The organism is Pseudoalteromonas sp. CF6-2 (assembly GCF_021729425.1).
In the GTDB taxonomy this organism is placed as follows: domain Bacteria; phylum Pseudomonadota; class Gammaproteobacteria; order Enterobacterales; family Alteromonadaceae; genus Pseudoalteromonas; species Pseudoalteromonas arabiensis.
The window spans coordinates 3427818-3452540 of record NZ_CP091442.1; the positions used below are offsets into that span (position 1 = coordinate 3427818).

Annotated in this window: 22 protein-coding genes; 12 read left to right on the forward strand and 10 right to left on the reverse strand. The window is 42.0% G+C overall.

Features of this window, described 5'->3' with window-relative positions:
* Positions 1-56: 56 nt before the first annotated feature.
* A complete protein-coding gene (mtnK, locus tag L3Q70_RS15985) occupies positions 57-1274 on the forward strand; it encodes an S-methyl-5-thioribose kinase (protein ID WP_062567526.1) in 1218 nt (405 codons plus the stop codon).
* A gap of 28 nt (positions 1275-1302) precedes the next feature.
* Here mtnK and L3Q70_RS15990 read toward each other — a convergent pair whose 3' ends face one another.
* Together L3Q70_RS15990 and L3Q70_RS15995 are read right to left on the reverse strand one after the other, a co-directional pair.
* Positions 1303-2784, reverse strand: coding sequence for an FMN-binding glutamate synthase family protein (locus L3Q70_RS15990; protein WP_237114585.1), 1482 nt, complete (start codon positions 2782-2784; stop codon positions 1303-1305).
* 111 nt (positions 2785-2895) lie between these two features.
* Complete coding sequence (locus tag L3Q70_RS15995; RefSeq protein ID WP_062567524.1) at positions 2896-4671, reverse strand: DUF885 domain-containing protein; 1776 nt, start codon at positions 4669-4671, stop codon at positions 2896-2898.
* Between the two features lie 401 nt (positions 4672-5072).
* Between L3Q70_RS15995 and L3Q70_RS16000 the strand changes: the two genes are divergently transcribed.
* The 11 genes from L3Q70_RS16000 (at position 5073) to hemB (ending at position 14811) form a co-directional block, all read left to right on the forward strand.
* Entirely contained in the window at positions 5073-6059 is a 987-nt protein-coding gene (locus L3Q70_RS16000) for a GGDEF domain-containing protein (RefSeq protein WP_237115282.1), read from the forward strand.
* Positions 6060-6173: 114 nt separating this feature from the next.
* A complete protein-coding gene (gene ubiE / locus L3Q70_RS16005; RefSeq protein ID WP_237114586.1) occupies positions 6174-6929 on the forward strand; it encodes a bifunctional demethylmenaquinone methyltransferase/2-methoxy-6-polyprenyl-1,4-benzoquinol methylase UbiE in 756 nt (251 codons plus the stop codon).
* A gap of 12 nt (positions 6930-6941) precedes the next feature.
* A complete protein-coding gene (locus tag L3Q70_RS16010) occupies positions 6942-7547 on the forward strand; it encodes an SCP2 sterol-binding domain-containing protein (RefSeq protein ID WP_062567522.1) in 606 nt (201 codons plus the stop codon).
* A 17-nt stretch (positions 7548-7564) separates the two neighbouring features.
* A complete protein-coding gene (ubiB, locus tag L3Q70_RS16015) occupies positions 7565-9166 on the forward strand; it encodes a ubiquinone biosynthesis regulatory protein kinase UbiB (RefSeq protein WP_062567521.1) in 1602 nt (533 codons plus the stop codon).
* 78 nt (positions 9167-9244) lie between these two features.
* On the forward strand, positions 9245-9487 hold the full coding sequence (gene tatA / locus L3Q70_RS16020; protein WP_062567520.1) for a Sec-independent protein translocase subunit TatA: 243 nt from the start codon (positions 9245-9247) through the stop codon (positions 9485-9487).
* 5 nt (positions 9488-9492) lie between these two features.
* Positions 9493-9825 (forward strand): Sec-independent protein translocase protein TatB, encoded by a 333-nt coding sequence (gene tatB / locus L3Q70_RS16025; RefSeq protein WP_062567519.1) that lies wholly within the window; start codon positions 9493-9495, stop codon positions 9823-9825.
* Positions 9826-9875: 50 nt separating this feature from the next.
* Positions 9876-10616, forward strand: coding sequence for a twin-arginine translocase subunit TatC (gene tatC / locus L3Q70_RS16030; RefSeq protein WP_062567518.1), 741 nt, complete (start codon positions 9876-9878; stop codon positions 10614-10616).
* A 1-nt stretch (position 10617) separates the two neighbouring features.
* Positions 10618-11154, forward strand: coding sequence for a hypothetical protein (locus tag L3Q70_RS16035; RefSeq protein WP_062567517.1), 537 nt, complete (start codon positions 10618-10620; stop codon positions 11152-11154).
* Positions 11154-11936, forward strand: coding sequence for a TatD family hydrolase (locus tag L3Q70_RS16040; RefSeq protein ID WP_062567516.1), 783 nt, complete (start codon positions 11154-11156; stop codon positions 11934-11936). The genes L3Q70_RS16035 and L3Q70_RS16040 overlap by 1 nt, the downstream gene beginning before the upstream one ends.
* Position 11937: 1 nt before the next feature.
* Positions 11938-13785: a diguanylate cyclase gene (locus L3Q70_RS16045; RefSeq protein WP_237114587.1), complete on the forward strand. Its 1848-nt coding sequence runs from the start codon at positions 11938-11940 to the stop codon at positions 13783-13785.
* A 12-nt stretch (positions 13786-13797) separates the two neighbouring features.
* Positions 13798-14811, forward strand: a complete 1014-nt coding sequence (gene hemB / locus L3Q70_RS16050; RefSeq protein WP_237114588.1) for a porphobilinogen synthase — start codon at positions 13798-13800, stop codon at positions 14809-14811.
* 76 nt (positions 14812-14887) lie between these two features.
* Here hemB and fusA read toward each other — a convergent pair whose 3' ends face one another.
* The 8 genes from fusA to L3Q70_RS16090 form a co-directional block, all read right to left on the reverse strand.
* The gene (gene fusA, locus L3Q70_RS16055) at positions 14888-16975 is read right to left on the reverse strand and encodes an elongation factor G (RefSeq protein ID WP_062567513.1); all 2088 of its coding nucleotides are present in this window, start codon (positions 16973-16975) and stop codon (positions 14888-14890) included.
* A gap of 210 nt (positions 16976-17185) precedes the next feature.
* Positions 17186-17914 carry a response regulator gene (locus tag L3Q70_RS16060; RefSeq protein ID WP_237114589.1) on the reverse strand — a complete coding sequence of 243 codons (729 nt, stop codon included), beginning with the start codon at positions 17912-17914 and terminating at the stop codon, positions 17186-17188.
* A gap of 36 nt (positions 17915-17950) precedes the next feature.
* Positions 17951-19573 carry a sensor histidine kinase gene (locus tag L3Q70_RS16065; RefSeq protein ID WP_062567511.1) on the reverse strand — a complete coding sequence of 541 codons (1623 nt, stop codon included), beginning with the start codon at positions 19571-19573 and terminating at the stop codon, positions 17951-17953.
* Positions 19574-19587: 14 nt separating this feature from the next.
* A complete protein-coding gene (locus L3Q70_RS16070; protein ID WP_062567510.1) occupies positions 19588-21126 on the reverse strand; it encodes a tripartite tricarboxylate transporter permease in 1539 nt (512 codons plus the stop codon).
* A 3-nt stretch (positions 21127-21129) separates the two neighbouring features.
* Complete coding sequence (locus L3Q70_RS16075) at positions 21130-21594, reverse strand: tripartite tricarboxylate transporter TctB family protein (RefSeq protein ID WP_062567509.1); 465 nt, start codon at positions 21592-21594, stop codon at positions 21130-21132.
* A 13-nt stretch (positions 21595-21607) separates the two neighbouring features.
* Positions 21608-22573, reverse strand: coding sequence for a tripartite tricarboxylate transporter substrate-binding protein (locus L3Q70_RS16080; protein ID WP_062567551.1), 966 nt, complete (start codon positions 22571-22573; stop codon positions 21608-21610).
* Positions 22574-22591: 18 nt separating this feature from the next.
* Positions 22592-23833, reverse strand: coding sequence for a porin (locus L3Q70_RS16085; protein WP_062567508.1), 1242 nt, complete (start codon positions 23831-23833; stop codon positions 22592-22594).
* A gap of 219 nt (positions 23834-24052) precedes the next feature.
* Complete coding sequence (locus L3Q70_RS16090; RefSeq protein ID WP_193987998.1) at positions 24053-24712, reverse strand: CoA transferase subunit B; 660 nt, start codon at positions 24710-24712, stop codon at positions 24053-24055.
* Positions 24713-24723 lie beyond the last annotated feature (11 nt).

Below are 24723 nucleotides of genomic sequence, written 5' to 3' on the forward strand. Positions count from 1 at the left end.
ATCTAAACGCATGAAGGTATAGAATGCTTAAAGTTACTTTTCAATGAGATGAAACCATGGCGAACTACATAGCCTTCACTGCAGAGCATGCTATTGATTATATTAAAGAGATCATCAAAAAAGAGTTGATTACTGTTTTCGCTGATAATGCAGAGCTCAACGCGTATGAGTTTGGTGATGGTAATTTAAACCTTGTTTTTCGTATCGCAGATCAAGATGGTAACAGCGTAATTCTCAAACAGGCTTTACCCTACGCCCGCTGTGTTGGTGAGTCGTGGCCATTATCATTAGATAGAGCACGTATTGAAGCCGAAGTACTTATCAATCATGGTCAATTATGCCCCGAGCATACCGTCGCGATTTTGCATCACAATGCTGATTTAGCATTAACGGTTCTTGAAGACTTGGGGCATCTACAAATATTGCGTAGTGCACAAAACAATGCAGAGCAATTTCCAAAGCTGGCAAGTCATGTCGCACTTTATCTAAGCTATACAAGCTTTTATAACTCTGATTTTTATTTATCTGCAGAAGATAAAAAGGCCAAAGTCAGTCAATTTATTAACCCTGACTTGTGCAAAATTACTGAAGATTTGTTTTTTACAGATCCCTATATCGAGCATGAGCGAAATAACTTTCCCATCGAACTTAAAAGTCATGTAGAGAGTATTCGTAATAATCAGGCTCTAAAACTTGCAGCAGCCAAGTTAAAAGCTAAGTTCCTATCGAGCCCACAAACTTTATTACACGGTGACATGCACAGTGGCAGCATTTTTGTGGATGCAAACAGCACCAAAATGATAGACCCCGAATTTGGCTTTTTTGGCCCTATTGGCTTCGATATTGGTTCTTTTATGGGCAATCTGTTACTAAACTATTGTGCTCAAAATGGTCGTATTACTGAGCTTGCAAAGCGCCGTCAATATCAAACACATTTATTAACCTGCTTACAAGATTGCTATAACCAATTTGAACAACATTGGCTACGTCTTGCAAATAGCGAAACAACGGATGTTAGCTTTGCAAGTAACGCATTTACCGAAGATTATTTACACGATGTATTGCGTGACGCGATTGGTTATTGTGGTGCTGAGCTTATTCGCCGTACGATTGGCCTCGCACATGTTGCTGATATTGATGGTATAGAAGATGAGCAAGCTCGACTGGCTGTACAACAACAAACGTTAGTGCTGGGTGAACAACTCATGCTCAATGCAACAAGTTGCACCTCTAAAGATGAGTTTTACTCATTGCTTGTCAGCTTACTAAATTAAATAAAGGCGCATTGAGCGCCTTTGTTCTTTACTGATAATGTTCGTACATTTTATCGAGCGGCTCTGATAAGCCATTCTCTTGCACCACACGCACATGATGACGAGCAAGTTCTCTGGCACTTGATACGCCACAGGAATGAGCAATGAGCCCTGCACCGTAGTGAATATATTTATTATAGTTAGCGACGCGCTGTGCTTTATCCGTTACATCTAAACCTCGTTGTAAGCGTTCATTGTGCGTTGTTATGCCAGTAGGGCAAGTATCTTTATTACATTGCAGTGCTTGAATACAGCCCAATGAAAACATATGTCCGCGCGCCGAAACAATAAAATCAGCACCCAGTGCAAGTGCCCATGCAACCTTTGAAGGCACAATTAACTTTCCAGAAGCAATCACTTTAACACGCTCTCTCAGGCCATGTTTTTTCAGTAAATCAACCACTAAAGGCAGGCTTTCCTTAAGCGGCAAACCAACAGAATCCATTAAAGGTTGTGGTGCCGCACCTGTACCACCATCCGCGCTATCGATTGTTATGAAGTCGGGTGCAGACTCAATCCCGCGATTATTAATTTCACTAAATAAAGTTTCCAGCCACGCATATTCACCAATCACAGCCTTAAAACCGGTAGGTTTACCTGTTGTAGAGCGCACGGTTGCGATCATATCGAGCAAATGAGCGGGTGTTTTAATTTCGGGATGACCATTAGGGCTAATAGAGTCATGTCCCTCTGGGATCCCTCGAATTTTGGCAATTTCAGCTGTAACTTTACGACCTGGCAACATGCCACCTTTACCTGGTTTAGCGCCCTGACTCATCTTTATTTCAAACATCTTAACTTGTTCGTGTTCAGCGATGGACTTTAGCTTTTCGAGACTAAGCTTGCCTTGTTCATCTCGCACACCGTATTTAGCTGTGCCAATCTGAAATACAATGTCAGCCCCTCCTTCAAGGTGATATGGGCTTAATCCCCCCTCCCCCGTATTCATCCAACAACCAGCCAGTTTAGCGCCTCGCGATAATGCTCGCACAGCAGGTTTAGACAATGCACCAAAGCTCATGCCCGAAATGTTAAATAACGAATTAGTCGAATAGGGCTGCTCACAATATGGGCCTAAAGTGACATAACTAGGTTCAAGCGCTTCTTCATCCAACGTTGGAAATGCACAGTTCATAAACATTACAGTGCCTGTTGTTTCTAAACTTTGTGTTGATCCAAATGCGGTCGTGCGATCCACATTTTTGGCTGCTCGGTACACCCAGCTACGCTCTGCACGGTTAAAAGGAAGCTCTTCCCTGTCCATTGCAAAAAAGTACTGACGAAAAAACTCGCCTTGGCGCTCAAAAAAATAACGAAACCGTCCTATCACAGGATAATTGCGACGAATAGCATGTTTAGACTGGGTTACATCACTGATGTAAAAACAGATTATCACCAGCAATCCAACTCCAAGTAAAAAGATAAATAAGCTGGCAAATACATCAATACTGAAAATTATAAAATCACTCATTCAAGGCCCCTTTGTAGTGACGATTTCCTGCAAATCATATAAGTAGTTTAAAATACACGCAATAAACAAAAAGGCGTGTTTTAAACACGCCTTTTTTAAACTCTCTGTCTGTTACGCTTTTTTTGCAAGTTCAGCGTTAATATAAAGCTGAATTTGCTCTTCAAGTACAGACATAGGAACCGAGCCATGACGCAAAATTTGATGATGGAACTCTCGCACATCAAAATCTTGTCCTAGTGCTTGTTCCGCTTCATGACGCAAGCGCTTAATTGTTAGCTCACCAATTTTGTAAGAGAGCGCCTGCGCTGGCCAAGAAATATAACGATCGGTTTCCGTTTTAACGTTATGTAATGACAGTGCAGTATTTTCACTCATAAACTTCATAGCCCGCTCACGACTCCAACCATACATGTGCATGCCAGTATCAACCACTAAACGCGCAGCTCGCCACATTTCGTAAGTTAGGCGACCAAAGTCACTGTAAGGGTCTTGGTAAAAGCCAGCTTCTATGCCTAAAAATTCTGAATAAAGCCCCCAACCTTCACCAAATGCCGATAAATATGCATTGCGACGATAACTTGGTAATGACTCAAGCTCAGCATTGAGTGATATTTGTAAATGATGACCAGGCACAGCTTCATGAAGTGTTAACGCTTCGAGTACATAGAGTGGACGCTTATCCAGTGCATACGTATTGACCCAATAGTAGCCGGCTTGATCATCACGACGCGAACCCGAGTATCGTCCGGTCGTATATTTAGGAGCAATACTTTCAGGCACTGGCGCAACGCCATAAGGCATTCTTGGTAAGGTATGGAATAACTTAGGCAATTGTGCATCCATTTTTTTCGCAATATAAGATGCTTCTTTCAATAATTCTTTTGGTGTTTTTGCATAAAACTGCGGATCGGTACGCAAGAAATGTACAAATTCAGCAAAACTACCTTCAAAGCCTACCTCTTTGATTATTTCATCCATTTCAGCACGAATACGCGCCACTTCCTTAAGGCCCAACTCATGGATTTCTTTTGGCGTCATATCAGTCGTGGTGTAGTACTTTGCACGGTTTTCGTAAAATGCTTTACCGTTTGGCGTACTAGAAATACCAATATCAGTGCGTGCACCTGGTTGGTATTCATCATTAAAGAAGGTGAGATAATCTTTATAAGCAGGAATAACTTGCTGTTTGATAATTTTTTTTGCTTGCTGTTGTAAGTTCACGAATTTGCTATGACTCACACCAGCAGTATTTTTTAAAAATGGTTTGTAGAACTCAGACTGAGTGGCATCATCAACAATATAAGCAGTAATTGAATCTTGATACCCTTCTAAAACCGCCTTGGGCTGTGTTAACCCTACTTCAAGGCCTTTACGCATCCAACCAATGTTTTGTTCAAAAAAGCGTGGTATTTGCTGTAATTTTGCTAGATATAGCTCGTAATCACTTGCTTTTGTGTAGTCTGAGCTTGAAATCATAAACGACAAGCTTGAGTGAAAACCATACTCAGATGTCAGTGGCATATAATGCGTATTAAAGACATATTCATCGACACTATTTTGTACTTGCCCACGTAAAATCGTTAAATTTATGCGATTTTCTTCCGACAGCTTATCGCGGTCAATTGCATCTAGCTCAGCAAGAAATTCAGTATTTTTTTGATATTTTTTCTCAAGAAATGAGGCTGAAAGGTTCTCTAATAAATAACCATCAACACCTTCGGCCTTACCATATGGATTAATACTCGCTCGATAATCAACAATGTGTTGCGCAACTTGAGTAAACTGCTGATCAGCATCCACTTTTGTTATTTGACATGCGCTTAAGGTACAGGCGAGTGCAACAGCAATCAGTGAATGATTTAATGTTCTAGATAGGGTTTGTCTCATGGGCTTCTTATTCATTTTAATCTTTATCGATAAAGTAACGTAGCATGTAAAAAAACCCAAACAAATGCGACCAAGCTCACCTAAAGTACGGTCAAATAAACACCATTGCAGAATCAACAATGCACAGTGTTTATACAGCTTTCAGTTACACTTGTTAAAGTTGCCGATAAAATCAACTAATGAACCCAAACGAAACAAATTTATGTTCCAAAGTTAGCGATTTTGCTTTTAAATAGACTCATTACAGATTACTGTAGACTGGTATACCCAAATTAATTGAACACAAATTATCAATATAATTTGCGGATTATTGCTTGGAAGCAAAAGAAACCTTACGGAGGAGATGATTTTATGGTTGTTATGCGTATTTAGTGGTATTGAAAATGATGTTCCATGATTCCATGGTAATTGCCCAAGAAAAAATGACGAAGGTGTGTATCTTTTTAGAACATCACGCATTACCGCCGTCGCCGCTAAATTACCAAGTAGTTTACACTTACGTCAGCCAAGTAAATCCTAAACTCAATGCCACTCTCGACCGTGCAATAGCCCAAAAAGTCTCTATCGATTCAGTTTATATAGAACAGCTTTATTTTGATTTCATTGAGCAAGGCCACAAAATGAAAACGGCCATTGTTCGCAACGTTGACTCTGTTATTAATTCCTTATCTCGCGGCGCAAATAATAATGAACAACACATTGTTCGTTTTGCCGAGCATATAAATGATTGTGTTCATGCAATTGATGAGAACAACAAAGAACAAACACGCCACGCGTTAAAAATGCTGAGCAAGCAATCTGAGCAACTACTTGCTCAGCATCGTCAATTTAAACAAGAAATAGCCAAAGCCAAGTCGTTACAAGAGAAAACACAAAAACAACTCACGCAATTACGTAAGCAACACATAACTGATCAGCAAACAGGTTTATACAAGCGTCATTATTTAAACCAACAGACACAGTTATGGCTCGACCAAAACAAAGCGATATGTGCAATTGCGATTCATATCGAAAACCTTGACCATTTTATTGATAATTATGGTGATGTCATTGGCGAGGTTATTTTGAATAAAGTCGCCAAGCAAGTACAAAAATATGTACTTGAAAGTGGTTTACCTGGCCGTACAGGCAAAGATGAATTTACTATCTTACTTGCCGACATAGAGCCTGAAACGGCCAATGTCATTGCTGAAAAAGTCCGTAATGGCGTTGAGAAGCTTCGTTTTGTTAGTTCAAAGAATGGTACTAAATTACCTCCAATCCACTTAGCCCTTGGTATTGCCAAATATGAAAACGAGGGTGACTTTACCAATCTTGCCCGCAAAGCATCTCATGCAGCGGCGAAAGCTAAATCTCTGGGTCAAAGCAGTTTCATCGCAGGCCAGTAACCCTGCGCTTAATGATAAAAATAATCGCTAATCTGGTGATTTAGTTATAATCAAATTGCACCCTACAGCCACAATCAAGTACACTAGACTTTATTGCCACGATAGAGATTAATCATGAACGAGAATCAAGAAAAGACCACGCATTTTGGCTATAAAACCGTTGCTGAAAACGATAAAGCATCGATGGTTGCAGATGTATTCCACTCAGTTGCAGCAAAATATGATGTAATGAATGATCTCATGTCGTTTGGTATTCATCGTTTATGGAAACGTCAAACTATAGCAAGTTCAGGTGTTCGCAAGGGTCATCGTGTATTAGACCTAGCCGGTGGCACGGGTGATTTAACAGCTAAATTTAGCCAGCTTGTTGGTGACACAGGACAAGTCGTTCTTGGTGATATTAACTCTTCAATGCTTAAAGTTGGCCGTGAAAAGCTAAGAAACCTAGGCCACGTTGGCAATATTGAATATGTGCAAATGAATGCCGAAGCACTGCCATTCCCTGACAATAGCTTTGATTTAATCACTATCGCATTCGGCCTTCGTAATGTGACCGATAAAGATAAAGCACTACGTTCAATGTATAGAATTCTTAAGCCTGGTGGCCGTTTATTAGTGCTTGAGTTTTCAAAGCCTGAACAAGAAATTCTCAGCAAAGCTTACGACTTCTACTCGTTTAACATCCTCCCTAAAATGGGTCAACTTGTTGCTAATGATAGTGAGTCATATCAATATCTTGCAGAATCTATTCGCATGCATCCAGATCAAGAAACACTCAAAGGTATGATGGAAGACGCAGGCTTTGAGCAAACGAGTTACCAAAACCTAACCGGTGGCATTGTCGCCCTGCACCGCGGCTTTAAGTACTAAAAGGCATAAATTATGTTAGCAAATGCTCTATTATCACTGGTAGAACGAGTTGTTAATCATGTCTTGCAGCTAGATAACTCTTTAAAGGATAGATTAGCTGCTATTGCCGATAAGCAATTACTCATAGAGATCCGCGACTGGCAACAGCGCATTTTGTGCGTTTACAGCAACGAGCAAATCCATTTATACAGCACTGAAGAGCTGAGTTTTGATTGTATGATCAGTGCTGATATAAATACGCTTTTAACACTCAAAAATCCCGCAATGCTGACTCAGCTAATTCGCCAAGATAAATTAGATTTACAGGGCGATTTAAATATAGCGCAAGGATTCAGTAATGCGTTTGCAGAGCTTGATATTGATTGGCCAGAGCATTTCTCACGTTATATTGGCGACGCGCCGGCTCAACAACTATGGCTTTCATTACAAACGCTCAAAACACGTGGCGCGCAAATGAAAGGCAAACTTGAAAAAACACTCACAACGTTATGCCAAGATGAGCTAGCAGTTACAATCCACCCGCTTGAATTAGCAGAATTTAAACAACAAAACCGTCAATTAAAAAGCCAAGTATCTCAACTGGAGATGCGAGTCAATGCGCTATTGAAATCATGCTAGTTTGCTAAGGATATTGTGTGTCTACTACACGTCTATACTTCATCACCAAAACATTACTTTGCTACGGCCTTGATGAGCTCATCCCACAAAAAAAAGTACCTTGGTTTGCCAAACTAGCCCGCGGCAGTTTATTTTGGTTGCGTAACCAACATAAAGATAAACCTGCAGGGATGCGTTTGCGTTTAGCCTTACAAAAACTTGGCCCTGTATGGATTAAATTTGGACAAATGCTTTCAACCCGTCGTGACTTACTCCCTCACGACGTCGCTCTAGAATTAGCGTTATTACAAGATCAAGTCGAACCATTTGAAGGTGAGCTTGCTCAACAGCTGATTGAAAAAGCACTTGGCATTAACGATATTAGTGAATTATTTAGCGATTTCTCGCAAACACCACTGGCATCCGCTTCCATTGCACAAGTACATACTGCCACCTTAATTGATGAGCAAGGTGCGCCACAAGATGTGGTGATCAAAGTGATCCGTCCTAACATCAAAGAGCAAATTGATGCCGACTTAATGCTCATGCAAAAAGTGGCAAGGCTGGTTGCCAAGCTACTCAAAGAAGCAAAACGCTTACGTCCTATCGAAGTCGTAAACGAATACAAAAAAACACTGCTTGATGAACTTGATTTAATGCGTGAAGGTGCAAATGCGATTCAGCTGCGCCGTAATTTCGAAGAATCTGACTCACTCTATATCCCTTTTGTTTACAGTGACTATAGTCGCAGTAATGTGCTGGTTATGGAACGCATATATGGTATTCCTGTATCTGATACAGAGGCACTACTTGCACAAAATACCAACATGAAATTACTCGCTGAGCGAGGCGTTGAAGTATTTTTTACACAAGTGTTCCGTGACAGTTTTTTCCATGCAGATATGCACCCAGGTAATATTTTTGTCTCGCGAGAAAACCCGCACAACCCACAATATATTGGCATTGACTGTGGCATCGTGGGTACTTTAAACCGCGAAGATAAACGCTATCTTGCAGAAAACTTTATCGCCTTTTTTAACCGCGATTACCGCCAAGTTGCACAGCTGCATGTTGATTCAGGCTGGGTGCCCGCCGATACCTGTATTGAAGAGTTTGAATTTGCAATTCGTACTGTCTGTGAGCCTATTTTTAATAAACCATTGGCTGAAATTTCATTTGGCCATGTGTTGGTCAATTTGTTCAACACAGCTCGTCGCTTTAATATGCAGGTTCAACCACAATTAGTGTTACTACAAAAAACCCTGTTGTATGTTGAAGGGCTTGGTAGGCAACTTTATCCTCAACTCGATTTGTGGAAAACCGCTAAACCATTTTTAGAAGACTGGGTCAAAGAACAAGTGGGCCCGCTGGCTGTCATGAAAAAAATGTACGCAAACCTACCATTTTGGGCTGAAAAAATGCCCGAATTACCGGATTTAATCTATCAAAACTTAAAGCGTCATCAACAACCTGTACAATTGCCGCCACAGCCATCGTCAAAACCTTTACTTTTAAGTATTTTTGCGGGGAGTTGCTTTATTGTATCAGGCCTGTGTTATTTGCAGGATGACCTAATTGCTGCTGGTATCACAACAGCACTTGCAGTTATTGGTTTTATTGCTGCATGGCGAAGCGCATAAACTAAGTGCTATTTATGTTTTGGCGAGTATAATCTAAACAAGTAAATTCATTAAATTTGACAATAATTGGAGTAACCCATGGGTTTTGGTGGTATCAGTATTTGGCAATTAGTCATCATTTTAGCAATCATCGTTTTATTATTTGGCACAAAAAAATTACGTGGCATCGGCGGTGATTTAGGCAGTGCTGTTAAAGGCTTCAAAAAAGCAGTATCTGATGATGAACAAGCAAATTCAAAAAACGAAAAAATAGAGCAAACGTCGAATACTACGCAAAACAAAGAAACCACAGAGAAAAGCAAAGACGACCATAAGGTTTAATCAGCATGGGGATGTGGGAACTCGTTGTTGTAATGATAGTAGGTCTAATTGTTTTAGGGCCAGAGCGCTTGCCTGTGGCGATTCGTACGGTAAACCGCTGGATAAAAACACTAAAGTCAGTGGCTAACTCAGTCAAAGCTGAGGTGAATGAAGAGCTTCGTATCCATGAACTTCATGAAGACTTGAAAAAAGCAGAGCAACAAAACCTACAGGAGCTTTCTCCTGAATTGAAAAGCTCTGTGGACGAGCTTCAAAAAGCAGCCCAATCAGTAACTCACAGTTACAAGAAACGTACATCCGAACAACTAGAAACGAAGAATAATGATGAAAAAAAGTGAATTTAATTTCTGCTTTTGTGGTCAATGATAATGAAGATGAATAATAAACTATGACCGAGCAAGCTCATACAGGCTTTGTTGGCCACTTAATTGAGTTACGAAATCGACTCATGAAAGCGTTGTTAAGCATTTTGCTAATATTTATCGGCTTGGTGTATTTTGCCAACGATATTTATGATTTTATTGCAGCACCATTAATCGCAAATTTGCCTAGCACAGCCACCATGATCGCAACGGATGTAACATCACCGTTTTTTGCACCGTTTAAACTCACTTTATTTGTTGCGTTATTTGCTGCTATCCCAATGATATTGCATCAAGTTTGGAGTTTTATAGCACCGGGCTTATATCAACATGAAAAGCGTATGCTCATGCCTATTCTAGCCTCTAGCATTTTGCTATTTTATAGTGGAATCGCATTTTGTTACTTTGTGGTGTTGCCTATTATTTTAGGATTTTTTACTAGCACGGGCCCTGATATGATGACATTAGCGCCTGATATTAGTAGCTATTTAGGCTTTGCTTTAAAACTGTTTTTTGCATTCGGCATTGCGTTTGAAATACCGGTGGCTATTATGCTGTTATGTTGGAGTGGCGCAACAACAACAAAAAGTTTAAAAGAAAAACGGCCTTATATTGTGGTTGGTGTATTCGTGATTGCCATGTTCTTAACACCGCCAGACGTACTGTCACAAACATTACTAGCATTACCTATGCTGCTATTATTCGAACTAGGCTTAATTTTGGCTGCATTTTACACTGCTAAGCCTCAACAGGAATCAGAGGAATAAAATGAAAAAACAACTCATTCCCATCGTTGCACTTTTCACGATTACTGGCACTGCGCACGCTAACGAAGTAAATATCCAAGCACTTCAAGCCTGCACTTTCGTTGAAAATGATTTTAATCGTTTACTTTGCTACGACAACATCATGGCAGGTAAATCACTAACAAAGCCTGCAGCCAAAAAACAGCTAGAAAAACCTGCCGCAACCAGCTCTTCTGCTACGGATACTAAAGCGGTTGTAGCGGCAGCACCTACTCAACAACCTATCCAAGCGAAAAATGACAACTTTGGTTTAGAGCACAAAGAAGTCACAAAAGAGAACGATGACGAAATCAGCGCGGTTGTTAAAAGTGTTGAACAGGCTGCTTATGGTGAACTCATTATTGAGCTTGATAACGGTCAGCAATGGCGTCAAGTAGGCTCTGATCGTATGCGCTTAAAAGCAAATGACACAGTGATAATTGAACGTGGTGTTTTCAACTCTTTCTTATTGAAAATCAAAGGCCAAAATCGCTCTATTCGCGTAAAACGTACTAACTAATGACTATTGAGCTTGTTGATGCTGGCGTCAACTTAAGCAATCATCAATTTGATGAGCATCATGATGAAGTGTTACAACGTGCAGCTCAAGCCGGAGTAAAACAGATGCTATTGATTGGCTGTGATTTACAGAGCAGCCAAGCATCATTAGAACTTGCAAAACGCCACTCCCTGCTGTGCACCTCAGGTATTCATCCCCATGATGCAAAAACGGCTGATACAGCTTTAGAACAGCAGCTAACCTTACTAGCAAGTCACCCAGAAGTCGTTGCTATTGGTGAGTGTGGACTCGATTATAACCGTGATTTTTCACCTCGCGATGTACAACGTACTGTATTCAGAAGACAACTCGCTCTTGCTGAAACACTTAATATGCCAGTCTATTTACACGAGCGCGATGCAAGCAAGGATATGCTCGCAATACTTAGTGAGTATAGTGTAAAAGGAGTGCTTCACTGCTTTACTGGTGATGAGTTTGCACTACAACGTTACTTAGAGAAAGGTCTTTATATTGGCGTTACTGGCTGGGTGTGTGATGAGCGCAGAGGAGAGCAATTACAATCATTAATACCTAGCATACCTTTAGAGCGCTTGTTGATTGAAACAGACGCACCTTTTTTACTTCCAAGAACAATAAAACCGAAACCAAAATCGCGTCGTAATGAACCTAGTTATTTAACCTATATCTGTCAGCAAATTGCTGATTTAAAAGGCTGCGAATTTACTGAGGTGGCAAAACAAACTACACTCAACTTTCAGCAATTATTTTCCATTAGGGGCTAAAATGACACGCCTATGGTCACTGTGTAGCGTACTCTTTGTTGTTTTATTCAGTCCCTATTTAGTGGCTAATCCTATTAATGTTGGCATTGATTTCAAGTCTCAGCAGCTTTTAAATGTTGAGTACACCCTTGCGCCTAGCACTGAACAACAGATTCTTAATAACAATCAAATAGAGTGGCTAGACAGTGATGGAACATCCCTTAATTTAGGTATGAACTTAACTCCTGTCTGGGTAAAACTCGCAATAAATAATACTTCCCTTACAGATATACCCGTTATTTTATCTATTGATAACCCCCTCTTAGATGAAGTTAATGTACTGCATACTCAAGGCACTAAAACTATTTTTGTGACAAAGATAGGCGATGCATTACCGCTTGCTAATCGGCAAATAAAGAGTGAGTCTTTGCTAGTATCGCTCACACTCCCTAAAGCAAGTCATACTACGGTCTATTTACAAGTAAAGAATGATGCAGGACTGCGTATCCCTTTAAGTTTATGGTCACCAAACGAGTATCTAAAACATAAAACGAAGTTTAACTTACTGTATGGTTTGCTGGTTGGTTTTATCTTGTCGCTCGCCATAACAAGCTTTGTTTTATATGGGTTTTCTAGGCGACATTATTTTGCTTATACAGGCATATTACTCACTTTGCTTTGGCTCACACTCGCTTACTTATACGGCTATGGTTATCGCTACTTACAGCCTGATGGCATCTCATTCCAGCAACTCGCTATTCCTAGCTTGCTGTTTATAAGTAGCGCTTTATTTGCACCACTGCAACAGGCTATTTTTGGTCCAGCTAAGCGTCGGCTTATACATGGGTTAGGGTATGCAATAATGCTACTCACCCTGTTCACGTGGTTTGTACCCGTTCATATCGCTCTGTCGCTATGTTTATTAAGTTTACCCATTTTTCTTAGCTTAATTGCTGCCATATCAGTTAAACACTATAATTATCAGTACACGCAGCCTTCTATCGCTTACTTGATTGCAATCAACGCTTTTTTCTGTGCCATTATTTACAGTGCCTTAGGTGTATTTAATCCCTTTGATTTAAACATTGGCGTGTTATCACTCACCTTTGTGTGCTTCTTAATATGTAGCCTTAGTTTGAGTTACGCCGTGATAAAAATGTTTTTAATGCAGCGAGACGCTGAAGTAAGTGCTCAACAAAATGCCCTTGCCGAAAGTAAAGCCCAAGACACCCTCATGCGTGAGCGTTTAGCGATACAAGAGCAAGCGAGGCAAGACTTAGAAAGCAACATCGAAGAACGTACATTTGAGTTACAAGTAACATTAAGAGAGCTTGAAGAGAAAAACCGAGCCCTTGAGCAGCTCAATATGGAAGATGCATTAACAAAAACAAAAAACCGTCGTTACTTTGATAAAAAGCTATTGATGGATATACGCCGCTCGAGACGCGAACAAACCCCCTTAAGTATTATTATGTTCGATATTGATCACTTTAAAGCGATTAATGACAACTATGGACATTTAACAGGGGATCAAACAATTCAGGCTGCTGCAAATATTATAAAAGCCCACTTAAAACGTCCTCTTGATGATGTAGCAAGATATGGCGGGGAAGAATTTGTTGTGCTGTTGCCCAACACCCCTCATAGAGGCGCATTAGAAATTGCTGAGCAAATACGCAAAGCGGCTCAGAACACTGATATAATAGTCGCCGGAACAACGATTAAATTTACATTAAGTGCAGGCGTTTACAGCGCAATTGCTGAAGATATAAATAACCCAAATTTATTCACTGACTATGCCGACAAAGCCCTTTATCATGCCAAGCAATCAGGCCGAAATCGTGTAGTTAGTTATCCTCTACCAGACTAGGAGCATTAAAGAATGGCCCAATCAGGACTCGACCTCTTTCCTTATACACGCATGCGCCGTATGCGCCGTGATGATTTCTCTCGTCGCCTAATGGCTGAAAACCAACTTACCGTCAATGACCTTATTTTCCCTGTATTTGTATTAGAGGGTAAAAACCGTCGTGAAGCGGTTGAATCGATGCCTGGTGTTGATCGCCTCTCAATTGACCTATTACTAGAAGAAGCCAAAGAACTAGTGGATTTAGGTATTCCCGCAGTTGCTATTTTCCCTGTGACTCCAAGCGATAAAAAATCTCTGCTCGCTGAAGAAGCTTACAACCCTGATGCACTTGCGCAACGAACTGTACGCGCATTAAAAGAAGCATTCCCAGAGCTCGGCGTTATCACCGATGCTGCGCTTGACCCTTTCACAGTGCATGGACAAGACGGTATTATTGATGAAAATGGCTATGTCATTAATGACGTCACGACTGAGATTTTAGTAAAACAAGCCTTATCTCACGCCGAAGCAGGTGCTGATGTAGTTGCTCCATCAGACATGATGGATGGTCGTATTGGTGCGATTCGTGAAGCACTCGAAGCTGAAGGTCATACCCACACACGTATTATGGCTTACTCTGCGAAATACGCTTCAAGCTACTATGGTCCATTCCGTGACGCTGTTGGTTCTGCGGGTAATTTAAAAGGTGCAGATAAGAAAACATACCAAATGGACCCTGCCAACTCAGACGAAGCAATTCGCGAAGTTGCACTAGACCTTCAAGAAGGTGCAGACATGGTTATGGTAAAACCAGGAATGCCATATTTAGACGTAGTTCGCCGCGTCAAAGATGAATTCGGTGTTCCGACATTTGCTTATCAAGTTAGTGGTGAATATGCGATGCATAAAGCGGCTATCGACAACGGCTGGCTTGCTGAAGAGGCAATCATCATGGAATCGTTACTTGCATTTAAACGAGCGGGTGCAGACGGTATTCTGACTTACTTTGCCAAGCAAGCAGCAACATGGTTAAAGAATAACCAGTAAGTTATTTATATCAGCAACCTAATAAACAAAAAACCCGCAACGAGTGCGGGTTTTTTTATAAAGGTCAAAAGGCTAATTATTTAGCAGCTTTTTTCTCTTTTTCTGCAGCGATTACAGTTTCAGCTACGTTCTGTGGACATGGTGCGTAGTGTGAGAACTCCATAGAGAACTGACCACGACCAGACGTGATAGTACGTAAGTGACCGATGTAACCGAACATTTCTGAAAGTGGTACTTCACCCTTGATGCGAACGCCCATTGCGCCTGCTTCTTGGTCTTTGATCATACCACGACGACGGTTAAGGTCACCGATTACGTCACCTACGTTGTCTTCCGGAGTGAATACGTCAACTTTCATGATTGGCTCAAGAAGTTGTGCACCCGCTTTAGGGATAGACTGACGGAACGCGCCTTTAGCAGCGATTTCGAACGCGATTGCTGATGAGTCAACTGCGTGGAAAGCACCATCGAAAAGCTCAACTTCAACGTCTAATACTGGGAAGCCAGCTAGAACACCTTCTTCCATCATAGACTTGAAGCCTTTCTCAACTGCAGGCCAGAATTCCTTAGGAACGTTACCACCAACAACTGAAGATGTGAATGTGAAACCTGAGTTAGGCTCACCTGGCTTGATGCGGTAATCAATCTTACCGAATTGACCAGAACCACCAGATTGTTTCTTATGCGTGTAGCTATCTTCGATTTCTTTCGTGATAGTTTCACGGTAAGCAACCTGAGGTTGACCAACAACTAGCTCAACACCGTAAGTACGCTTAAGGATATCTACTTTGATATCTAAGTGAAGCTCACCCATACCTTTAAGGATGGTTTCGCCTGAATCTTCGTCAGTTTCAACTTGGAATGAAGGATCTTCTGCAACCATTTTACCGATCGCAATACCCATCTTCTCGTTACCACCTTTATCTTTAGGTGCAACAGCGATTGAGATTACTGGATCAGGGAAGATCATCGCTTCAAGTGTACATTCGTGCTTAGGATCACAAAGAGTGTGACCAGTTTGAACGTTCTTCATACCAACAACAGCGATGATATCACCCGCTTGTGCTTCAGAGATCTCGTTGCGGTCATCAGCTTGCATCTCAACCATACGGCCGATACGCTCAGTTTTACCTGTTGCTGAGTTAAGTACTGTGTCACCTTTTTTCATGCGACCAGCGTAGATACGGATGAACGTAAGTGCACCGAAACGGTCGTCCATGATTTTGAACGCAAGCGCTTTAAGTGGCTCATCAGCAGAAACTGTAGCAACTTCACCAGTAGGCTCACCTGTTTCAGGATCAGTTAGAGGCTGTGGATCAACTTCTGTAGGCGAAGGTAGGTAATCTACAACAGCATCAAGTACTAATTGCATACCTTTGTTTTTGAATGCAGAACCACAGAACGTTGGGAAGAACGCAAGGTCACGAGTACCTTTACGAATACAACGTTTGATGTCTTCTAAAGAAGGCTCTTCACCTTCCATGTACGCCATCATTAGGTCTTCGTCTTGCTCAACAGCAGACTCAACAAGCATTTCATGGTATTCATCAACTTTGTCTACCATGTCAGCAGGAACGTCTTGTACTTCATAGTTTTCAGGAAGACCAGTGTCATCCCAAACGTATGCTTTTTTCTCAAGTACGTCTACAACGCCGCAGAATTGGTCTTCGATACCGATTGGTAAAGTCATCACTAGTGGGTTAGCACCAAGTACTTTCTCAACTTGACCTACAACGCGGTAGAAGTCAGCACCCATACGGTCTAGTTTGTTTACGAAGATAACACGTGCAACTTCTGATTCGTTCGCATAACGCCAGTTAGTTTCTGACTGCGGCTCAACACCACCAGAACCACAGAATACACCGATACCACCGTCTAGTACTTTAAGTGAACGGTATACTTCTACTGTGAAGTCAACGTGTCCCGGAGTATCGATAACGTTTAAGCGGTGGCCTTTCCACTCACAAGTTACAGCTGCTGATTGGATTGTAATACCACGCTCAGCTTCTTGTTCCATGAAGTCAGTAGTAGACTCACCGTCGTGTACCTCACCAGTCTTATGAATTTTACCCGTAAGCTTAAGGATACGCTCAGTGGTGGTAGTTTTACCCGCGTCAACGTGGGCGAAAATACCAATATTTCTGTACTTCGATAAATCTGCCATTATTTTACTCTTAATAAAGTCGAAAAATTATTCGGCGGGAGTATAGCATTACTTAAAGCGAACATCACCATCGAAGTCGCTTAAAATGCAATCAATTTTATAAAATTTTTCTATGCTAAAGATAAGTGGTACTTTTTAAAGTAGCTTGAAATGATTTTACGCTGTAAAAATCACATAAAATCCGCGAACACACTAATAAAACACCGCTATCTAACCAGTAAGCATTTTATAACAGCGTTCAGGTCTACCAATACTGCCATAGCTTTGATCAGCACTGACTTTTTCTGCTTCCAGTAAATATTCAAGGTATCGACGAGCCGTTGAGCGACTTACCCCAACTAAATCACCCATCTGCTGGGCAGTAAAATCCGTTCCTAGGTTCGCTTCAAATGCTTTTAGAATTTTTTGCAAAGTAAGCTGATCGACACCTTTAGGTAATCTAACAGGCGTTTTTTGCTGCTCTTGTGAACCAAAAAGGGTATCAACCATAGATTGTGTGACTTCATTTGCATCTGACAAACATTGCTGTCTTGCTTCAAAGCGCGCTAAAGCTTGATCTAAACGATTAAGCATAAGTGGTTTAACTAAAAAATCGCATGCACCAAGTTGCATGGCTTTTTCCAATGTTTCGACTTCTTTTGCCGCAGTTAACAGCATCACTTCACTTTTAAGCTCATTACGTCGCAACTCATTTAACAGCTCAAGACCATTACCGTCAGGAAGGTGGATATCAAGCAGAATTAAATCTGCATCAACTGCTTGTAATAATGCTTTGGCTGTCGCTAAATTACCGGCAATACCCACCACTTGATATTGCCCTTGGCGTAATGTTTGACGCGCTCCTTGTTGACCTGCAATACCATGAGGAAGTAATAAATATTGCGCTAACAGCTGTGCAACCTCGACTTCATCTTCAACTATGACAACCGAATAAGTCATCTTCTTTACCTTTTATTTATAGGCTGATCATTTTTATTATTTTGGAATGTAGACACTTAAGCGTGCCCCCATCAGATCAGACTCACCTATTTCTAAACTACCACGACACGAATCTAAGTTGGTTTTAACTAAATAAAGACCTATGCCATGCTCTGCCCCTGACTTAGAACTGTATTGTGGTGTAAATATCACATCCTTGTCATCGCCCAAACCAAAGCCGCTGTCTTCAACATCGAACAGCAAGGTTTTACTGGTTTCATCGACCGTAACTCGCACCTTGGGTATACGTGTATCGCTGGCTCTAATCGCAGCTTCAATTGCGTTATCAATCAAATTGCCGAGTATAGAGACAACCCGTTCCAGCATATCTTTACGGGTGATCGATCCCAGTAAACTATCAGGATTGAGCTCAAGGATTACATTAAGTTCACGGGCTTTATGGTATTTACCAACCAGTAACCCAGCAAGTACCGGATCTTGGATCCTTTCGAGTAAATGATGGATCTGCGCTTGTGAGCCTTTGCTTTCTTGGCCTATTAATTCAATAGCTTGATCCGTTTGCCCCATTTGAATTAACGCACCAATTAAGTTTAGCTTGTTTGAGTAATCATGCGTTTGCACCCGCAATAACTCAGCAAAGGCTTGCACTTTGGTTAATTGCTGCGATAAATATTCAAGCTCATCAGCAGGGCGCATACTCAACAAAATACCATCCGCCTGACCTTGCACTTGCAATGCATATCGCGACAACACAATACGCTTATCGGCAGCAAACAATTCAAAACCAACAATCGGTCGCTGTTGGTTATGCATTAAAAACTCGGTATGTTCAGGAAGTAAGTCTTCAAGCTTAAGTGGCTGATGGATACAGCTAGTCGGTTTGCCAAGGATTTCGCAGGCACGTTGGTTTAAGTTACGCACATTGCCTTCTGGATCAAGGGCGATAATACCGCTACGAACCGTATTCAAAATAGCATCTTGCTCAGAGAACAATCGTGCTATTTCATCTGGTTGCAAGCCAAAAATAGCATTACGAACCCGTTGACCAATATACACCGCAGCCAAAATGCTCAACCCCACTAACAATAAGCCCCAAAGCATGATTTCGGCGCTTCGAGCACGAATGAGCGGCTCAATCGATTGCACCAAAAACCCCACTGAAACAAGCCCTATTATCTCACCTGATTCAGAATAGACTGGCACTTTTCCGCGAATTGACTCACCTAAGCTGCCTTTCGCAATAGATACGTAGCGCTCACCTCTTAGTGCCGCTTGGCTATCACCCCCAACCATGTGCTTACCCAGCTTATTAGCATCTGGATGAACAATACGTGTTGTTTGGCTATCGCCAATAACGATAAAACTTGCTTCCGTTAATTCACGAATTTGCTCTATTTCAATATTAAGCTTTGCGTGGTCTTTTTGTGTGAGTAACGCTTTTTGTACATCATCTCGCGATGCGATGCTCGTTGCTAACGCCAGTGCCTTGTCACCCATGTGACTATGTAGACTCTGCGCTGTGATCTGATACACCAAAGCGCCAAACAACACAGCTTGTAAAACACATAGACCGGTAACCCAAATAATGAGTCGCGTTTCTAAGCGCTTTGGCTTTTTAACCATATGCTGAAATGGGTTTAGCTTATTGGTGTATCTCATCTTATCGCCTTGTACTACGCATGCTGCTCTGCTTGCGTGGCTGCTTTTTCTTTTCGACGTTGGACAATATAGTCTTTCAATGGGAACAACAACACTAAGATTGAAATTACGAAAATACTGAGTGTTAATGGGCGGTCCCATAAAAAGCTCAATGAGCCATCTGAAATCATCATCGCACGACGGAAATTTCGCTCAATCATATCGCCAAGTATAAAGCCAAGTAACAAAGGTGCCATTGGGAAAGCTAGCAACCTAAGGACTAATGCCACCAATGCAAAGCCCACCATCATAAATAAATCAAAGGTGTTAAATGACACTAAATACACGCCAATTAAGCTAAAGAACAAAATCATCACGGTTAGCACCGATTTAGGCATAGCCAGCACTTTAGCAAAATATGGGATCAACGGCAGGTTCAGAATAAGCAGTACGATATTGCCAAAATACATACTGACAATGACAGCCCAAAACACGCTTGGGTTTTCTTGCATTAACATAGGACCTGGTTGAATGCCGTAGGCGATTAAGGCGCCTAACATAATCGCTGTCGTGCCAGAGCCAGGAATACCTAACGTCAGTAGCGGTACAAATGACCCCGTACAGGCTGCATTATTAGCCGATTCAGGGGCTGCTAAGCCACGCATCGAGCCCTTACCAAATTTATCTTTCAGTGCCTTTGGAGCAAGGTTACGTTCCGTGGCATAGGCCATAAAGCTGGCAATCGTCGCCCCTGCCCCTGGTAAAACACCGACAATAAAACCAAGTAAAGAGGAACGGCCAACCACAGGAGCCATGTCTTTTACTTCTTCTTTGGTTAATTTTGTTGAACCAATTTTTGGCGTATTAGGATCATCCAACTTGTTATCTGGCTCAGCCTCAGGGCGCGCCACATTAATCAGTGCCTCAGCCAACGCAAACGTTGCCATTGCCACTAATAAAAAGCTAATGCCATCTAATAAATCGGCTTGGCCAAAGGTAAAACGTTCAGTACCTGAAGAGGGATCAATCCCTACCGTTGCCAGCATTAAACCAAATACCGTCATCATCATGGCTTTTAAAAATTGCCCTTTATTAGAGAACGCGGCAATGGCCGTTAAGCCTAAAAACATTAGTACAACATAATCAGGGGATTGAAAACTTAACGATACTTTCGCTAATAATGGCGCAGCCACCATCAGTAAAATGGCACCAATTGTCCCACCTATAAAAGATGCATAAGCTGCAATAGCAAGGGCTTTACCTGCCTTGCCTTGTTTTGCTAGCGGGTAGCCATCAAACGATGACGCTACCGTCCCTGCAACCCCTGGCGCATTAATCAAAATAGAAGATGTAGAGCCACCGAAAATAGCGCCGTAGTAAACACCCGCCATTAAAATCATGCCCGAATCAGCACCAATGCTGTAAGTGATCGGGATCATCAATGCAATCGCAGTAATTGGACCAAGTCCAGGTAGCATACCGATAAAGGTGCCGACAAAGCAGCCAACAATCACATATAACAAGTTGTTCCAGTCGAGTACGGTCGACAAACCTAACATAATTCCATCAAGCATAACTTAACTCCACAGGTTGCCAGGTACTAAGTAAATGCCCAGTACTTGTGTCATTAAAAACCAAAAAACCACAGCCACAGGCACAGAGGCAAACAACAACACCGTTTTACGGCGTTCGCCCATAATAAAAAAGCCAGCAATTAAAAAGGCACTGGTGGCAATTAAAAAGCCAAACGGCTCGAGCATGGCGCTATAGGCAACCATTAGCACTAAAAGTGCAAAGGTACGTAGTAAGTTGCCCTTACTGAGTAGCTCTGCTTTTTCTGTTGGCGCTTGCTTTAATAAGTTGGCACCAATCGATAGTACACACACCACAATACCAAATACGGCATACACTTTTGGTAAGGTTGCAGAAGTAACGCTTTCATACTCTTCAAATGGCATGAGTGGAATTTGCCAAGCCACAAGGGCGTAAAGGGTAAAGAGGACCAAGAATAAACTTGGTCCAATTAGTTCACGGTTTAACATTAAAAAGTCCCAACTAACCTAGTCTACGAATAAAACCAAGCTCTTCCATGACCACTTTTAGCTGTGCTTCCTGCTGCTCAAGCGCTTTAATAAACGCTTCTTTCTCTTGAAACAGGTTTAACCAACCATTACGTGCACGAACCGCTTCCCACTCAGGTGTTGCTTGTAATTTACGCAACTTTTCTGTGTACTGAGCTAGTTTGTCTGCGGGTAAATCTGGGGTTGCAAAAAAGCCGCGCCAGTTTACGAATTCCATGTCGTAACCTAGCGACTTTAAGGTTGGAATTTCAGGATAATCCGGTAAAGCATCTGCTGAAGTCACTGCTAAAATACGCGCTTGACCGCCATTGGCGACTTCGAGTGCTTCACTTAAGCCCGTTGAAAGTAAGTTGACCTCACCCGACAACAAACCTGCTTTCGCTTTACCACCCGCATCATAGGGAATGTAACGTAATCGACGACCATCAATACCCGCCGCCTTTACAGCTTGTGCTGCCACTAAGTGATCCATACTGCCGCGCGCTGACCCTCCCGCCACTTTGACTGAGCTTGGATCTTTTTTCATAGCATCAATAACGTCTTGCCATGTTTTATAAGGCGAATCATTACGTACAACAAACGCGCCGTAATCGGCAATCATGCTGGCAACTGGCGTTAAATCACGATAGCTGTAAGGAATTTTGCCTGATAATGCGCGTAGTACGATAGGCGTTGAGTTCACCATCAACATATCGCCTTTTTTAGTACCCGACTCAATCAAATAAGCTATCGCACGGCCACCGCCGCCACCCGACATATTTTGAAACGACGCATTATCTTCAATCCCCGCTTTTACCATGGCTTCACCCACACCACGGGCTGTGGTATCCCAACCGCCACCTGGACCACCGGGTACTAAAAAGTGTAAGTCAGCTAACGCCAACGGGCTGGTTACTAATAACGAGGCTGCTAATAAAGAGCTCTTAATTGATTTAAACATAGTCATAATGCACGACTCCTAAAATAAGTACTGCATACGAGCGCTGATGCCCATACCTGAATCTTCATCACCTACCAGCGAAGAAGCGCCTGCACCATCAACATCGCTGTAAATCAGGTTGCCCATAAACTTAATATCGCTGCTTAGGTAATAGGATGTGCCTAACGTATAAGTGGTTACGTCAGTGCCTTGGTCTTTACTACTGGCATTCATTTGTGAAACACGGGCAACCAATTCCCATGCGTCTTTAATCCCTTTTGGCTGAACAAATAACGCAGAGCCCGCTTTGTAATTGCGCTGCTGACCACCTAAGAAGTAACTGGCAGAAACATGAAAACCATCAAAGCGCTCACCATCTAATGCATTGCTACTATCAATCGTATCGAGGTAACGGCTGGCATATTCAGCCTCTAGAGTGAAAGCATTTGCTTGGTAGGCAAATTCAAGACCTGTTTGCGACATACTATCGAGTGCAGCCGTTTCACCGCCTACTGCGTAATCCACTAAGCGCACATTGGTTTCACGCACTTCACCGCGGGCAAAACGAGCGCTTAAATCATTACCGCCCATATCGCGATAGGAGTGCCAAGCACCTAAATGAATCACATCACCAGGCGCCGCACTTGACCACGTTAAGCGACCTGTTACAGCCAATGTGAGTTTGTCGTCTTCGTCATGGCCTGATGCACCAAACGCATCATTTTTGTAAACACCTACGGCATAACGTAAGCCTGAGTCCTTAAAGTATTGATAAGCTGAAATACCCCAACGAAAGAAAGGTGAGAAGGTATTAGCAAGGGTGCTGCGCTCAATAGTGTTAATGTGCTTAGAACTGGTTAGCGCATTGAGCGACATGTCTTCACGAATTTTACCGGCTTTTACTTTTAAGCCGTTGTCGAATGCATAACGAACACGGGCTAGAACAATTTCAGCTGTGCCTTCTGCAAATTCGAGTAATAGTTTGTGATCCCAGTTACCATGTTCACTTTCAACATAAGTACGGATACGTCGAGGAAAGAAGTCGCTGCCTCCAGCGCCATCATTGTCGGCATTGTAAGCGCCGTCGAAATAGTTGTAATCAAGCTGTACGCGACCACCAAATTCTAGGTTAAAGCCGCTAGATGTTTTTAATGAGTCCACTTCTTTTTGAAGTGCATCGAGTTGTTGCTGTAGTTGTTCAGTGTCGCTTTGTGCGAACGCTGATGTACTTGCTAACGCCGCTGCAACGGCTAAAGCGAGCTGTGTGTTACTTGCTTTCATGAATTACTCCACACCAGATTATAATTATTTGTTGTCGTTGATCGGCCGACTGCAAATGGCGATCTGGTTTGGAGCTTAGTGTTAACGATAGATTAACGAAATGTTTAGGAGGTAAGTTGCATTGATGATAATAAATGGCTTTTTGCTCATAAAATTCATGAACAAAAAGCACATTACTAGGGTTTAGTATAAAATTCAGTCAAATTAGGAGCTTAATTGCTAACTAAAGGTCATTTCAGGTACATCTTCAGAGACAATAAGCTTACCTTGTGTCTTCGCTATAATCTCATCGACTGAGACTCCTGGGGCACGCTCTAATAAATGAAATGCACCGTCTTTAATTTCTAACAATGCCAAATCGGTGATCACTTTATTGATACAACCAACCCCAGTTAGCGGTAAACTACATTCAGTCAGCAGTTTTGACTCGCCATGCTTGTTGGCATGGGTCATAGTACAAATAATGTTTTTAGCACCGGCCACTAAATCCATCGCACCACCCATCCCTTTAACCAACTTTTTCGGGATCATCCAACTGGCAATGTTGCCGTTTTGGTCCACTTCAAACGCACCCAGAACGGTTAAATCTACATGTCCACCGCGGATCATGGCAAAGCTTTCTGCGGAGCTAAAAATAGCTGCGCCTGTTGCTGCGGTGACCGTTTCTTTGCCTGCGTTGATCATATCGGCATCAACTTGGTCTGCACTTGGGTAAGGTCCCATACCGAGTAAGCCATTTTCTGATTGCAGCATCACTTCGATGCCATCAGGGATATAATTAGCGACCAAGGTTGGAATACCTATGCCCAAGTTAACGTAGTAACCATCCTGTAGTTCCATCGCCACGCGTTTAGCGATTTGTTCTCGTGATAATGCCATCAGCGTGCTCC